At 53.5% G+C, this 14,995-nt stretch carries 11 protein-coding genes and 1 pseudogene; 5 read left to right on the plus strand and 7 right to left on the minus strand.

Features of this window, described 5'->3' with window-relative positions; all coding sequences use genetic code 11:
* Window positions 1-233: 233 nt before the first annotated feature.
* The 3 genes from carA to VRC33_RS03810 all read left to right on the plus strand — a co-directional run bounded on the left by carA (window position 234) and on the right by VRC33_RS03810 (window position 5,568).
* The gene (carA, locus tag VRC33_RS03800) at window positions 234-1,379 is read left to right on the plus strand and encodes a glutamine-hydrolyzing carbamoyl-phosphate synthase small subunit (protein ID WP_338561001.1); all 1,146 of its coding nucleotides are present in this window, start codon (window positions 234-236) and stop codon (window positions 1,377-1,379) included.
* A gap of 14 nt (window positions 1,380-1,393) precedes the next feature.
* The gene (gene carB, locus VRC33_RS03805; protein WP_338561003.1) at window positions 1,394-4,618 is read left to right on the plus strand and encodes a carbamoyl-phosphate synthase large subunit; all 3,225 of its coding nucleotides are present in this window, start codon (window positions 1,394-1,396) and stop codon (window positions 4,616-4,618) included.
* Window positions 4,619-4,827: 209 nt separating this feature from the next.
* A complete protein-coding gene (locus VRC33_RS03810; RefSeq protein WP_338561005.1) occupies window positions 4,828-5,568 on the plus strand; it encodes a phosphatase PAP2 family protein in 741 nt (246 codons plus the stop codon).
* Window positions 5,569-5,683: 115 nt separating this feature from the next.
* Here VRC33_RS03810 and VRC33_RS03815 read toward each other — a convergent pair whose 3' ends face one another.
* Window positions 5,684-6,298, minus strand: a complete 615-nt coding sequence (locus VRC33_RS03815) for a LysE family translocator (protein ID WP_338561007.1) — start codon at window positions 6,296-6,298, stop codon at window positions 5,684-5,686.
* Window positions 6,299-6,488: 190 nt separating this feature from the next.
* Here VRC33_RS03815 and folA point away from each other — a divergent pair, with 190 nt between their 5' ends.
* Window positions 6,489-6,968 carry a type 3 dihydrofolate reductase gene (gene folA / locus VRC33_RS03820; RefSeq protein WP_338561009.1) on the plus strand — a complete coding sequence of 160 codons (480 nt, stop codon included), beginning with the start codon at window positions 6,489-6,491 and terminating at the stop codon, window positions 6,966-6,968.
* Window positions 6,969-7,001: 33 nt separating this feature from the next.
* Here the strand turns inward: folA and apaH are convergent.
* From apaH to lptD, 6 genes and pseudogenes are all read right to left on the minus strand, one after another.
* Window positions 7,002-7,831, minus strand: a pseudogene (gene apaH / locus VRC33_RS03825) (bis(5'-nucleosyl)-tetraphosphatase (symmetrical) ApaH).
* 84 nt (window positions 7,832-7,915) lie between these two features.
* The gene (gene apaG, locus VRC33_RS03830) at window positions 7,916-8,293 is read right to left on the minus strand and encodes a Co2+/Mg2+ efflux protein ApaG (protein WP_338561011.1); all 378 of its coding nucleotides are present in this window, start codon (window positions 8,291-8,293) and stop codon (window positions 7,916-7,918) included.
* A complete protein-coding gene (gene rsmA / locus VRC33_RS03835; RefSeq protein WP_338561013.1) occupies window positions 8,293-9,120 on the minus strand; it encodes a 16S rRNA (adenine(1518)-N(6)/adenine(1519)-N(6))-dimethyltransferase RsmA in 828 nt (275 codons plus the stop codon). Before rsmA ends, apaG begins: the two co-directional genes overlap by 1 nt.
* Entirely contained in the window at window positions 9,113-10,105 is a 993-nt protein-coding gene (gene pdxA, locus VRC33_RS03840; protein WP_338561015.1) for a 4-hydroxythreonine-4-phosphate dehydrogenase PdxA, read from the minus strand. The genes rsmA and pdxA overlap by 8 nt, the downstream gene beginning before the upstream one ends.
* Window positions 10,095-11,390, minus strand: a complete 1,296-nt coding sequence (gene surA / locus VRC33_RS03845; RefSeq protein ID WP_338561017.1) for a peptidylprolyl isomerase SurA — start codon at window positions 11,388-11,390, stop codon at window positions 10,095-10,097. Before surA ends, pdxA begins: the two co-directional genes overlap by 11 nt.
* 54 nt (window positions 11,391-11,444) lie before the next feature.
* On the minus strand, window positions 11,445-13,823 hold the full coding sequence (gene lptD / locus VRC33_RS03850) for an LPS assembly protein LptD (protein ID WP_338564025.1): 2,379 nt from the start codon (window positions 13,821-13,823) through the stop codon (window positions 11,445-11,447).
* A gap of 192 nt (window positions 13,824-14,015) precedes the next feature.
* On the opposite strand from lptD, the gene djlA reads away from it, so the two are divergent.
* The gene (gene djlA / locus VRC33_RS03855; RefSeq protein WP_338567511.1) at window positions 14,016-14,840 is read left to right on the plus strand and encodes a co-chaperone DjlA; all 825 of its coding nucleotides are present in this window, start codon (window positions 14,016-14,018) and stop codon (window positions 14,838-14,840) included.
* Window positions 14,841-14,995: the final 155 nt, after the last annotated feature.

Below are 14,995 nucleotides of genomic sequence, written 5' to 3' on the forward strand. Positions count from 1 at the left end.
ACGGTTTTATAGCCGGGATAGCTGTATTTTTTAGGGTAAATCATCCGATTTGCCCATCAGTGGAGTAAAAACACATGAAAAACTGGCGTGCGGGGTAGACAATAGGGTGGGCTATCATTAGAATGCGCGCAATTTGCCAAAAATCGAACAGACAGGCGGTTTTTGCATTGATTTATGGGGTTAACATGAATTAATATGCAAATAATGTGACTGTTTATTCTTCGGAGGATGTTTTGATTAAGTCAGCGCTATTGGTTCTGGAAGACGGAACCCAATTCCACGGTCGGGCCATCGGGGCAACAGGATCGGCAGTGGGGGAAGTAGTTTTCAACACGTCGATGACCGGTTATCAAGAAATCCTCACTGATCCTTCCTATTCCCGCCAGATTGTTACCCTTACTTATCCCCATATCGGCAATGTCGGCACTAATGCCGCTGACGCAGAATCCACTCAGGTACACGCTCAGGGTCTGGTTATTCGTGACCTGCCGCTGATTGCCAGCAACTTCCGTAATGAAGAAGGGCTGTCTGAATACCTGGCGCGCCAGAACATTGTCGCTATTGCCGATATCGATACGCGTAAGCTGACCCGTCTGCTGCGCGAAAAAGGGGCACAGAACGGCTGCATCATTGCTGGCGATGCGCCAGATGCGCAGCTGGCTCTGCAAAAGGCTAAAGCCTTCCCGGGTCTGAAAGGTATGGATCTGGCGAAAGAAGTGAGCACCAGCGAAACCTATAGCTGGCTGCAGGGCAGCTGGACTCTGGATGGATTGCCGGACGCTAAGAAAGCAGAAGATCTGCCTTTCCACGTGGTGGCTTATGACTATGGGGTAAAACTCAACATCCTGCGTATGCTGGTTGACCGTGGCTGCCGCCTGACTGTGGTGCCTGCTCAGACGCCAGCAGAAGAAGTGCTGAAAATGAACCCGGATGGCATCTTCCTTTCTAACGGCCCTGGCGATCCAGAGCCTTGTGATTACGCTATCGCTGCCATCCAATCTTTCCTGGAAACTGACGTGCCGGTCTTCGGCATCTGTCTGGGTCACCAGTTACTGGCTCTGGCCAGCGGCGCGAAAACCGTCAAGATGAAACTGGGCCACCATGGTGGTAACCATCCGGTTAAGGATCATGACAACAGCACGGTAATGATTACCGCGCAGAACCACGGCTTTGCAGTGGATGAAAATGACTTACCGGCCAACCTGCGGGTAACGCATACCTCGCTGTTTGATAAAACGGTCCAGGGTATTCACCGCACCGATAAAGCGGCGTTCAGCTTCCAGGGCCACCCTGAAGCCAGCCCGGGCCCGCATGATGCCGCGCCACTGTTCGATCACTTTATCGAACTGATCGAAGCCTACCGTTCTACCGCGAAATAATCAGGAGCGAGAAAATGCCAAAACGTACCGACATAAAAAGTATCCTGATCCTTGGTGCTGGTCCGATTGTTATCGGCCAGGCCTGCGAATTCGATTACTCTGGCGCACAGGCTTGTAAAGCCCTGCGTGAAGAGGGTTACCGCGTCATTCTGGTGAACTCTAACCCAGCCACTATCATGACCGATCCGGAAATGGCCGATGCGACTTACATTGAGCCAATCCACTGGGAAGTGGTGCGCAAAATCATTGAGAAAGAGCGTCCGGATGCTGTACTGCCAACCATGGGCGGCCAGACCGCGCTGAACTGTGCGCTGGAACTGGAACGTCAGGGCGTTCTGGAAGAGTTCGGCGTCACCATGATTGGTGCCACTGCGGATGCGATTGATAAAGCAGAAGATCGTCGCCGCTTTGACGTGGCAATGAAGAAAATTGGTCTGGAGACGGCCCGCTCAGGCATCGCCCACACCATGGAAGAAGCGCTGGCAGTTGCTGCTGACGTTGGCTTCCCATGCATCATCCGTCCTTCCTTTACCATGGGCGGTTCGGGTGGCGGCATCGCCTATAACCGTGAAGAGTTCGAAGAGATTTGCGAACGCGGTCTGGATCTTTCTCCTACCAATGAGCTGCTGATTGATGAATCGCTGATTGGCTGGAAAGAGTACGAGATGGAAGTGGTGCGTGATAAAAACGACAACTGCATCATCGTCTGCTCAATTGAAAACTTCGATGCGATGGGCATTCACACCGGTGACTCCATCACCGTAGCACCTGCCCAGACGCTGACCGACAAAGAATATCAAATCATGCGTAACGCCTCGATGGCGGTACTGCGTGAAATTGGCGTGGAAACCGGCGGTTCAAACGTCCAGTTCTCGGTAAACCCGGAAAATGGCCGTCTGATCATCATCGAAATGAACCCGCGTGTGTCACGCTCTTCCGCGCTGGCTTCCAAAGCGACCGGTTTCCCGATTGCCAAAATCGCCGCAAAACTGGCAGTGGGTTACACCCTCGATGAGCTGATGAACGACATCACCGGTGGCCTTACCCCGGCTTCGTTCGAACCTTCTATCGACTACGTTGTGACAAAAATTCCTCGCTTCAACTTCGAGAAATTTGCCGGCGCTAACGACCGTCTGACTACGCAGATGAAATCTGTCGGCGAAGTGATGGCGATTGGCCGCACGCTGCAGGAGTCCATGCAAAAAGCGTTGCGTGGTCTGGAAGTGGGCGCGCACGGATTTGACCCGAAAGTGGATCGCAACGATCCGGAAGCCATGACCTTAATCCGTCGTGAACTGAAAGATGCCGGTTCAGACCGCATCTGGTACGTGGCCGATGCATTCCGTGCCGGTATGTCTGTGGAAGATATCTTCGCACTGACCAACATTGACCGCTGGTTCCTGGTGCAGATTGAAGAGCTTATCCAGCTGGAAGAGCAGGTGGCCAAAGAGGGCGTTAACGGCCTGACCGCTGACTTCCTGCGCACGCTGAAGCGTAAAGGCTTTGCCGATGCGCGCCTGTCAGCGCTGGCTGGTGTGGCAGAATCTGAAGTGCGTAAACTGCGTGAGCAGTACAACCTGCATCCGGTTTACAAACGTGTGGATACCTGTGCGGCGGAATTCTCTACCGATACCGCGTACATGTACTCAACGTATGAAGAAGAGTGCGAATCTAATCCAAACAGCGACCGTGAAAAAATCATGGTGCTGGGTGGCGGTCCAAACCGTATTGGCCAGGGCATCGAATTCGACTACTGCTGCGTACATGCTTCTCTGGCGCTGCGTGAAGATGGGTACGAGACCATTATGGTCAACTGTAACCCGGAAACCGTGTCTACAGATTATGACACTTCCGACCGCCTCTACTTTGAGCCGGTAACGCTGGAAGACGTGCTGGAAATCGTGCGTATCGAGAAGCCAAAAGGCGTGATCGTTCAGTACGGTGGTCAGACTCCACTGAAACTGGCTCGTGAGCTGGAAGCCGCAGGTGTGCCAATTATCGGTACCAGTCCGGATGCCATCGACCGTGCAGAAGACCGTGAGCGTTTCCAGCAGGCGGTTGATCGTCTGGGCCTGAAACAGCCTGCGAACGCCACCGTAACCGCGATAGATATGGCGGTTGAGAAAGCGGCACTGATTGGCTATCCACTGGTGGTACGTCCTTCTTATGTGCTGGGCGGACGTGCCATGGAAATCGTTTACGACGAAATCGACCTGAAGCGTTACTTCCAGAATGCGGTTGCGGTATCCAACGATGCACCCGTGCTGCTGGATCGCTTCCTTGATGATGCAGTGGAAGTGGATGTGGATGCGATTTGTGACGGCGAGCGCGTGATGATTGGCGGCATCATGGAGCACATTGAGCAGGCTGGCGTTCACTCTGGTGACTCCGCCTGTTCTCTGCCAGCCTACACGCTGAGCAAAGAGATTCAGGACGTGATGCGTCAGCAGGTAGAGAAGCTGGCCTTTGAACTGGACGTTCGCGGCCTGATGAACGTCCAGTTTGCAGTGAAGGACAACGAGGTTTACCTGATTGAGGTTAACCCACGCGCTGCCCGTACCGTACCCTTCGTTTCCAAAGCTACTGGCGTACCTCTGGCGAAAGTGGCTGCCCGCGTGATGGCAGGTAAAACGCTGACGCAGCAGGGCGTAACGGAAGAAGTTATCCCACCTTACTACTCCGTGAAGGAAGTGGTGCTGCCGTTCAACAAATTCCAGGGTGTTGACCCCATTCTCGGCCCTGAAATGCGTTCTACCGGTGAAGTCATGGGCGTTGGTCGTAGCTTTGCAGAAGCCTTCTCCAAGGCGATGCTGGGTGCGCAGAGCAACATGAAGCACTCGGGACGCGCATTGCTGTCGGTGCGTGAAGGCGATAAGAAACGCATTGTTGCCCTGGCCGCGAAACTGCTGGAGCTGGGCTTTGAGCTTGATGCTACCAGCGGCACGGCGAAAGTGCTGGCGGATGCCGGCATTACTGTCCGTCGCGTCAACAAGGTGCATGAAGGCCGTCCTCATATCCAGGACCGCCTGAAAAACGGTGAGTATGCTTACATCGTTAACACCACCGCAGGGCGTCAGGCGATTGAGGATTCTAAACTGATTCGCCGCAGCGCTCTGCAGTACAAGGTGCATTACGACACCACGCTGAACGGTGGTTTCGCTACCACCACCTCTCTGAGCGCGAACGCTACCGATCAGGTGATTTCCGTTCAGGAAATGCATGCGCAGATCGCAGGCTAAGCCTTAATCAGCACGATAAAATCCTCGCCCCGGCGGGGATTTTTTTGCCCGATCCGACTGAAATGTAAAGTTAGTTACAATTGTCACAAAAATGTCATTTATGTGATGCTGCTAAAGGTGTTGCTGGTCTCACTCCCTTATCATTCCCTTCGCTCTGCTTCGACCTTCATTCCGGGCATCGATGCCCCTAAATTTAATCAGGGACCCCCATGAAAAAACTCCTCCTTGCCACACTGATTTGTGCTGCTTCCGTACAAATGGCTTTTGCGGCTAAAGATGTCACCTCTCAGCCTGACGCTTACTTTTTGAAAGAAGGGCAGGTAGTGGACAGTCTTTCGATGCTTCCGCCGCCGCCAGCTATGGACAGCATTGATTTCCTCAATGACAAAGCACAGTACGATGTGGGCAAAATGCTGCGGAATACCCCAAGGGGCAAGCAGGCGTGGAGTGATGCGCATGTGGCAGGCGACGGTGTGGCAGAGGCATTTTCTCAGGCTTTTGGAATCAGCATCAATAAAGAGAAAACACCGGAAATTTACAGGCTGGTGATGAAAATGCGTGAGGATGCTGGCGATCTGGCCACCCGGTCAGCCAAAAATCACTATATGCGCGTGCGGCCTTTCGCCTTCTACAACGAACCGACCTGCCGTTCAGATGAAGAGAGCACGCTGTCGAAGAACGGCTCTTATCCTTCCGGGCATACCACTATCGGCTGGGCAACAGCGCTGGTACTGGCAGAGATCAATGTCAGTCGCCAGGGCATCATTCTCAATCGTGGGTATGAGATGGGGCAGAGCAGGGTGATTTGTGGTTATCACTGGCAGAGTGATGTCACCGCTGCCCGTATCGTAGCTTCCGCCGTAGTGGCTCGTCTGCATGCCGATGCGACATTTACCGAACAGTTACAAAAAGCCAAAGAGGAGTTTAAGCGGATCTCAGAAGCTTCCTGACAGGCCCAACCGGACAGCTCCGGTGCAGGGGAGGTCCGGTATCCGTGATTTTCTGACAATCAGAAAGCCATGCCCGATTTATTCCGGCATGGCAGAGAATAGAGCGTAAGTAGGATCAGGAAAGTGCGACTTTAATACCCAGCGCGATCAGTACGCCGCCCAGCAGTTTATCAATCAGCTTTTGCGCTTTAGCCAGTCCACGACGTACCGGAGCGCTCTGAATAATAATGATCAGCAATGGCCACCAGACTGAAGAGAGGGCGAGGATGATGCCGGCGTACCAGACTTTTTCGCCCAGGCCTGAATTCACGTTGAGCACCTGAGTAAACATCGACAGGAAAAACAGCGTCGCTTTCGGATTCAACAAATTGCACAGGTATCCCTGAAGAAATGCCTTTTTCAGTGAGGTGGTTTCCGGTGTCACATTACTGAGATCCATTTTACTGCCGCCCCGTGACAGCAACGCCTGAACACCAATAAAGATCAGGTACGCGGCTCCGACATATTTCAGCAGCATAAACAGCCACGGGGTGGTGGTAATCACTACAGCCAGACCAGCCACGCAATAAGCCATGTGTGTCGCCACGGCACAGTTAACCCCCAGCGCGGTAAACATCGCGGCAGTGCGGGGATAACGGGCAGCATTCTTGATAATCAGAAAGAAATCGGGACCGGGTGAAAGCATTCCCAGCGCCGCAATTGTGAAGATAATCAAGCTGGTTTCTAACATGGTGGCATCCTGTAGCAAATGAGGCGCGAATTCTAGCACGTTCGCGGCATTTTACAGCTATCAGCCAGCGTAAATACAACGCAATCGTTACCCTGTAAAACCTTTACGCAAAACCGGAGGAAGGGGTATCGACGAAAGTTTCACCTTTACGTATGATGGCGCCAATTTTACACCTTGCTGAGTTTCTAAAATGATAAGCCTGATTGCGGCCATGGCGGCCGACCGTGTTATTGGTATGGATAATGCCATGCCGTGGCACCTGCCAGCCGATTTGGCCTGGTTTAAACGTCACACGTTGAACAAACCTGTGATTATGGGACGCCGTACCTGGGAGTCCATAGGGCGCCCGCTGCCGGGAAGAAAGAATATTGTCATCAGCAGCAACCCTGGCGATGCAGAAGGAGCAACCTGGGTGACCTCGGTGGAAGAAGCCTTGCAGGCAGCCGGTGAGGTTGAAGAGATCATGGTGATCGGCGGTGGCCGTATCTACGAGCAGCTGTTACCGCGTGCTGACCGTCTCTACCTGACGCATATTGACGCTGAAGTGGTTGGCGATACCGTTTTTCCGGATTTCGAACCGGAAGAGTGGCAATCGACCTTCAGTGAATTCCATGATGCGGATGAAAAAAATACCCACAGCTACTGTTTCGAAATTCTCGACCGTCGCTGATAAAAAAACAGGGCGATATCGCCCTGTTCTCTTTTACGCTTCCAGTGCTCTTTCACGGTTGGAAGGCTGCACGAACCACGCCTTGTCCTCCCAGCGCAGCATCGTCAGGTTTCCCCCCAGCAGCATCCCGTATCCAGCCCGATAATGCCTTCCGGCGTGCCTTTACCTTCCAGCGAAGCCCAGTGACCAAAGACTATGGTGTAATCGCTGGCGACCGGCCCCGGTATAGTGAACCAGGGTTTCAGCGGCGGAGGCGCCGTTTCTGGCGTATCTTTGCAGATCATATCCAGCTGCCCGTTAGGGAAACAGAAACGCATCCGCGTAAGCGCATTGGTACTGAAGCGTAAACGGGCGAGACCAGTGAGTTCCGGTGACCAGTTATTCGGCATATCTCCGTACATGGCATCAATGAACAGCGGATAAGTATCGCTCGATAACACCGCTTCAACTTCACGGGCACACATTTTTGCCGTCTCAATATCCCATTGAGGGGTGATCCCGGCGTGCGCCATCACCAGCTTCTTCTCTTCATCAACCTGCAGCAAGGGCTGGCGCCGCAGCCAGTTGATCAGCTCATCCGCATCCTCTGCTTCCAGCAAAGGGGTGAGGCGATCCTTGGGTTTATTGCGACTGATGCCGGCGAAGACAGCCAGAAGGTGCAGGTCGTGATTGCCCAGAACCAGACGCACACACTCACCCAGCGATCGAACATAGCGCAGAACATCAAGAGAACCTGGCCCGCGTGCGACGAGATCGCCTGTCAGCCAGAGGGTGTCCTGCACCGGATCGAAATCAACCTGTTGCAGCAGAGAGTGAAGTTCATCGTAGCATCCGTGGATGTCACCGATCAGATATGTGCTCATGTAACCTTCCCAGGCAAAGGCGACAGACGCGGCAATCACCGCTATGCCTGAAAGCTTCAGGCACTGTCTGCGTAATCAGATAAATTAATGGATATGGCTGGGGATGGCCAGCCTGAACACCGGGATGTCGACCTGAAAGGTTTCGCCTTCACTGTCGATCATTATGTAATGGCCCTGCATGGTACCCATTGGGGTTTCGAGAACGGCACCGCTGGTGTACTGAAACTCGTTGCCGGGTTCGATATGCGGCTGTTCACCCACCACACCTTCTCCCTGAACTTCAGTTTCACGCCCATTACCATTGGTAATCAGCCAGTAACGGCCCAGCAGTTGAACGGCGGCACGCCCCAGATTGCGTATTGTGACGGTATAAGCAAAAACATAACGTTCTTCTTCAGGCACAGATTGCGAAGGGATAAAAGCACTCTGTACATGGACACAAACACGGGGCGTATCGCTCATCAGTTCTGGTTCTCCTGCGTCTGGGGATGCGCAGAAAGCCAGTTGGCTAACTGGCAATATTGCGCCACAGAGATGTTTTCCGCCCGTAGGGTCGGGTCGATGTTCAACTCCTGCAGTGTCTCAAGCGTGAACAGATGCCCCAGGCTGTTGCGCAGCGTTTTGCGACGCTTACCAAAGGCTTCTGTAGTGATCCTGCTGAGAACACGTAAATCCTGCACCGGATTAGGGATGTTAGCATGCGGCATCAAACGCACCACGGCTGACTCCACTTTTGGCGGTGGGGTAAAAGATTCTGGCGGCACTTCAAGCACCGGGATAACCTGGCAGAAATATTGCGCCATAACGGTCAGACGGCCATAGGCCTTGCTGCCCGGACCTGCCACCAGCCGGTTTACCACCTCTTTCTGCAGCATGAAGTGCATATCTTTGATTGAGTTAGTATAGCTGAAAAGGTGGAACATCAACGGCGTGGAGATGTTGTAAGGCAGGTTACCAAACACGCGCAATGACTGACCTTTTTCGCGGGCATACTCTGCGAAATCAAAGGTCATGGCATCCTGCTGGAAAATGGTCAGCTTGGGACCCAGAAACGGGTGCGTCTGCAGACGGGCCGCCAGATCGCGGTCAATTTCAATCACCGTCATGGCGTCCAGACGCTCGCCAACCGGTTCGGTTAACGCGGCCAGGCCGGGACCAATTTCCACTACAACCTCACCTTTTTGCGGGTGAATAGCGGAAACAATGCTGTCGATGATGTACTTATCGTTAAGGAAGTTCTGTCCGAAACGTTTGCGGGCGAAGTGGCCCTGGTGAACGCGATTATTCATTACTGCTCTTGATCATGGTGATGGCGAGGTTAAGCGCCGTAACAAAGCTGCCCGCATCAGCGTTACCCAGACCAGCCAGTTCAAGGGCGGTGCCGTGGTCAACGGAGGTACGGATAAAGGGCAGGCCGAGGGTGATATTCACCGCACGCCCGAATCCCTGATATTTTAGCACCGGTAAACCCTGGTCGTGATACATCGCCAGGACAGCATCGGCATGCTGTAAATATTTAGGCTGGAACAGGGTATCAGCCGGTAAAGGGCCGGTCAGTTGCATGCCCTGCTGACGGAGTTCGTTCAGCGCCGGGATGATCACATCAATCTCTTCCCGTCCCATGTGCCCACCTTCGCCCGCATGAGGATTCAGACCGCAGACGAAAATATGCGGAGAAGCCAGACCGAACTTACTTTTCAGGTCGGCATGCAGAATGCCGATTACTTCGTGCAGGCTTTCGCGGGTAATAGCATCAGACACCGCTTTCAGCGGCAGGTGCGTGGTAGCCAGAGCAACGCGCAGCTCTTCTGTCGCCAGCATCATGACAACACGCTCGCACTGGGCACGCTCTGCAAAGAATTCGGTATGCCCGCTGAAGGGAATGCCCGCATCGTTGATCACGCCCTTATGGACCGGGCCGGTAATCAACGCGGCGAATTCGCCGTTCAGGCAGCCATCGCAGGCACGGGCCAGGGTTTCCAGCACGTAATGGCTGTTTGCCACACAGAGCTCTCCGGCTCTGACCGGCTCCGGAGTGGCCACGGGCAGCACGGTAAGGGTGCCCGCAGTTTGCGGCCGGGCTGCCACGCCGGGCTGGTACTCTCTCAGCGTCAGGGGTAAACCCAGCTTTGCCGCACGCTCGCGCAGCAAAGCTGGATCGGCACACACCACCAGTTCAACTGGCCAGTCGCGATGGGCCAGTTGAAGGGTGACATCGGGACCAATCCCGGCAGGTTCGCCGGGAGTGATCACAACGCGTACGTTACTGAGCATTAGGATCCAAAATTTTCACGTAGGCTGAAGCACGTTGCTCCTGCATCCAGGTCTGTGCTTCTTCTGCAAACTTACGGTTGAACAGCAAACGGTAAGCACGCTCTTTCTGCGCCGCATCAGTTTTGTCCACCTGACGGGTGTCCAGCAACTGAATCAGGTGCCAGCCGAAGGAGGAGTGAACCGGCGTGCTGAGCTGGCCTTTTTTCATTTTCATCAGCGCATCACGGAAGGCCGGGTCATACATCTCCGGAGAACTCCAGCCCAGATCGCCGCCCTGATTTGCAGAGCCAGGATCCTGAGAAAGCTGTTTAGCCGCTTCAGCAAAGGTGGTTTTTCCGCTGTTGATTTCAGCTGAAACCTGCTCCAGTTTCTGACGCGCCTGCTCATCAGTCATTACCGGTGAAGGCTTAAGCAGAATATGACGGGCATGCACTTCGGTTACCGAAATGTTCTGGCTGTCGCCGCGCACATCGTTGACCTTCAGGATGTGGAAACCTACGCCTGAACGAATGGGACCGATGATATCGCCTTTCTTCGCGGTGACCAGGGCCTGAGCGAACAGAGAGGGCAGTTCCTGAATTTTACCCCAACCCATGTTGCCGCCTTTCAGCGCCTGAGGATCTGCAGAATAGGTGATCGCCAGCTTGCCAAAGTCAGCGCCGTTTTTGCCCTGACTTACCAGCTGCTTCGCCAGGATTTCCTGGTCATCAACCTGTTGCTGAGTCGGGTTTTCTGGCAGTGGCAGAAGAATGTGGCTGAGGTTCAGTTCCGTGCTGGCATTGTTTTGTGAGGCAACCTGCTTAGAGAGTGAGTCCACTTCCTGAGGCAGAATAGTGACGCGACGACGCACTTCATTGTTACGCACTTCAGCAATGGTCATCTCTTTACGGATCTGCTCGCGATAAGTGCCGTAGTTCATGCCGTCATAGGCCAGACGGCTACGTAACTGATCGGCAGACATTTTGTTCTGAGCCGCGATATTGCCAATTGCCTGATCCAGCTGAGCGTCAGTAATCTGCACGCCGCCCTGTTTAGCCATTTGCAGCAGGATATTGTCCATCACCAGGCGTTCAACAATCTGATGACGCAGCGTTTTGTCATCGGGAAGCTGTTGACCAGCCTGCTGTGCCTGACCTTTAACCGACCGCAACATCCCGTCGACATCACTCTCTAAAACCACGCCGTTATTTACCACAGCGGCGACTTTATCAACAACTTGCGGGGCTGCAAACGCGGTGTTGGCCGTCAGCGCTGCACCAAGGATCAGCATTCTCCAGTTCTTCATACTTTTTCCATTCTTCTATCCGCACTGCGGGTTTGCATAAACATAATCACAACATCAGAAAGAGCGCTGATAAGGCAGAATGCCCTGACGCAGCATTTGACCGGTGCCGAGGCTATAAGAAGGACTCAGGCCACGTAGCTCAATGTTGAACGAAATTTTATTGTCGTACTTACTCTGGTCGTCTTCCCAACTGGTGATTTTGCGTTCGTAACCCAGACGGATGGCGTAGCAGCAGGAACTGTACTGCACACCAAGCAGCTGATCGGCAGGCTGTTTTGCTTTGGTATCGTAATACCATGCGCCTACCACCGACCAGGCGTCGGCAATCGGCCAGCTTGCCGTCACACCTGCCTGCGAAATCCCATCCTGATAGCCTGGGTTTCTGATCCGGGTTAACGTCTGCTCAATATATTCCGGGCTGGTATAGCGGTAGTTCAGCTGCACCATACGGTCGGCATCACGGCGGTATTCCAGTACGGCATTGCCCTGCGAAATATTATCAAGGCGTGTGTCATACTGGATGCCACCCCGGGTGCTCCAGCGGTCGCTGATCCTGTAATAGGTATCACCGGCCCACACCAGGCTGCCACGATCGTCGCTATCCACATCTTCCAGACCGGTACGAGATGGAGTAAACGAGTAGATTTGACCTACAGAAGCGTTAAAACGTTCAACCAGATCGTTATCAAAAATTCGCGTGGTGACGCCGCTGGTTACCTGGTTCGCTGAAGCGATGCGATCCAGACCACTGTAGGTGCGGTCGCGGAACAGACCAGTGTAGTCACTTTGCAGCAGCGTGGAGTCATAAGCGCGGATATCGCTCTGATCGCGATAAGGGATGTAGAGGTACTGCATGCGCGGTTCCAGCGTCTGCGTGTAGCCCTGAGACCAGTCCATATCGCGGTCAAACACCATCTTGCCATCAACCTTGAACTGCGGCATCACGCGGTTCACGCTGCTCTTCAGCTGGTTGTCCCTGCTGCTGCTCAGGCTGTTCCAGTATTCAATATCATCCTGCTGATAATGCGTAGCCAGCAATTTGGCTTCGGTATTCAGGCTTCCCCAACCGTTTGACATCGGCAGGTTAATGGTCGGTTCCAGGTGCAGACGGGTCGCATCCGGATACTGTTCATTAACATTGGTAAATTTTACCGCCTGAGCATAGAGATGCGTATCAAACGGGCCAACGTCATTCTGGTAGTAGTTAAAGTCGAACTGCGGCTCAGCACGGTAAACATCACGTGAGGCGTTGGTGGAGAAGATCTGGAACTGCTTGGTCGACAGCGTGGCATCCCAGTTTTTCTCGGCATAGCCGATACTGAATTTTTGCGTGACGTAGCCGTCGGTCGAGTTACCGTAGGTAGAATCCAGATCGGTAAAGTAGTAAGGATCGCTGACCTTGGTGTAATCAATGTTGAAGCGCCAGTTCTGGTCATACACACCTGAGTGCTTCCAGTAGAACAACCAGCGGTTGGTATCTTTATCAGCAGGGTGATCTTTGTCGTACTGATCGTCACCCGGCAGGTAATCAAATTCCATCAGGCCGGCACCGGCTTTGGACAGATAACGGAATTCATTCTGCCACTGCAGTCCACGTTCACTCATATAGTGAGGCGTAATGGTGGCATCGGCCTGAGGTGCAATGTTCCAGTAATAGGGCAGTAAGAACTCAAAACCGTTGGAACTGCCATATTTGGCATTTGGGATCAGGAAGCCTGAACGACGACGGTCGCCAATGGGCAGTTGCAGATAGGGGCTGTACAGCACCGGCACCGAACCGATTTTAAAGCGGGCGTTCCAGATTTCTGCAACCTGCTCTTCACGGTCTTCGATCACTTCGGTTCCTGCAACGCTCCAGCTGTTATTGCCGGGCAGACAGGAAGTGAAGGTCCCATTTTCAAGAATGGTATAGCGATTCTGGCCGCGCAGTTTCATCTGATCGCCAGTACCGCGCCCCTGGCGGCCTACCATCTGGTACTCACCGTCCCAGACGTTGGTATCTTTGGTGTTCAGGTTTGACCAGGCTTTCGGACCTTTCAGGATGACCTGATTGTCGTCATAGTGCACATTACCTAACGCATCCACGGTACGCACAGGCGTCGTCTGACCCGGCTGCTGTTTCTGATGCAGCTGAACCTCGTCAGAGAGCATACGGCTGTTACCCTGCTGGATATCGACATTGCCGGTGAAGACAGCATTGTCCGGGTAATTGCCTTTGGCCTTATCTGCATTGATCGTTACCGGCAGGTCATTGGTATTTTTTCCCTGCACCAGAGGACGATCGTAGCTTGGCACACCCAGCATACACTGTGATGCGAGGTCGTCGGCCAGACCCTGCTGGCTGTAAAGCGCTGTGCCGATAAGCGTGGCCAGCAAAGTAGGTAATCGTTTTTTCATACGCGGTATCGAAAATTCCGTGATAGCAGGCATCATGCCGACAAACGGTTCAGAGACTAACGTACTCAACTGCGTTGCGCTAGTGTTATACCCTTCATCTTTCATATTGCCAGAGCGAAAGTGAAAGGGTTTCTTCTGATGTTTGACCGCGTTGCCGTTAGGCTCTGAGATAAATGACAGGTATGATAATGCAATTTTTAGCCTTGAGCATGGCGAAATGAGGAGTATATGCGCTATTGGGGAAAAGTAATTGGCCTTGTGCTCGGTTTGTTGAGCGGCACCGGCTTTTGGGGCATAGCGTTTGGCCTGCTGATAGGTCATCTGATCGATAAAGCGCGTTCCGTTCAGGGACAGGGCTATTTTGCCAATCAGCAGACCAGGCAGACGCTCTTTTTCCGTACCACCTTTCAGGTGATGGGTCATCTGACCAAGTCAAAAGGCCGTGTCACCAATGCCGATATTCAGATGGCTTCAATGCTGATGGATCGTATGCAGCTGCATGGCGAAGCCAGAACTTCGGCTCAGCGTGCTTTCCGTGAAGGCAAAGAGGGTGACTATCCTTTACGCAGCAAGCTGCGTGAGCTGCGTAGCGCCTGCTTTGGTCGTTTTGACCTGATCAGAATGTTTCTGGAGATTCAGATACAGGCGGCGTTTGCGGATGGTTCCCTGCATCCAAAAGAGCGGCAGGTCCTCTACGTTATTGCGGAAGAGTTGGGCATTTCTCATGCGCAGTTCGATCAGTTCCTGCGAATGATGGAAGGCGGCCAGCAGTTTGGCGGCGGTCAGTATCAGGGGAGCGCGGGTTCGCAGGGGGGCTTTGGCCAGGCGCGCCGCGGTCCTACGCTGGAAGATGCCTGTAGCGTTCTGGGAGTGAAAAGCAGCGATGATGCCACCACCATCAAACGCGCCTATCGCAAACTGATGAGCGAGCACCATCCGGACAAGCTGGTGGCTAAAGGCTTGCCACCCCAGATGATGGAAATGGCCAAGCAGAAAGCGCAGGAAATCCAGGCTGCCTGGGACCTGATTAAGAATGAGAAAGGCTTTAAGTGATCGCACTGCGCGGCTGACGTCTGCAAGGGCGTTATTCCGCTACAGCAGAAGATGAATATTGCTGGCGAACCCGAAGCGATGGGAGCATATGCCTTGAACAAAGCATCACGGGCCATGGACGGCCCGTGCTGAGCTGGCAGGGATGGCGCTTTTTG

It is taken from the genome of Erwinia sp. E_sp_B01_1 (genome assembly GCF_036865545.1).
In the GTDB taxonomy this organism is placed as follows: domain Bacteria; phylum Pseudomonadota; class Gammaproteobacteria; order Enterobacterales; family Enterobacteriaceae; genus Erwinia.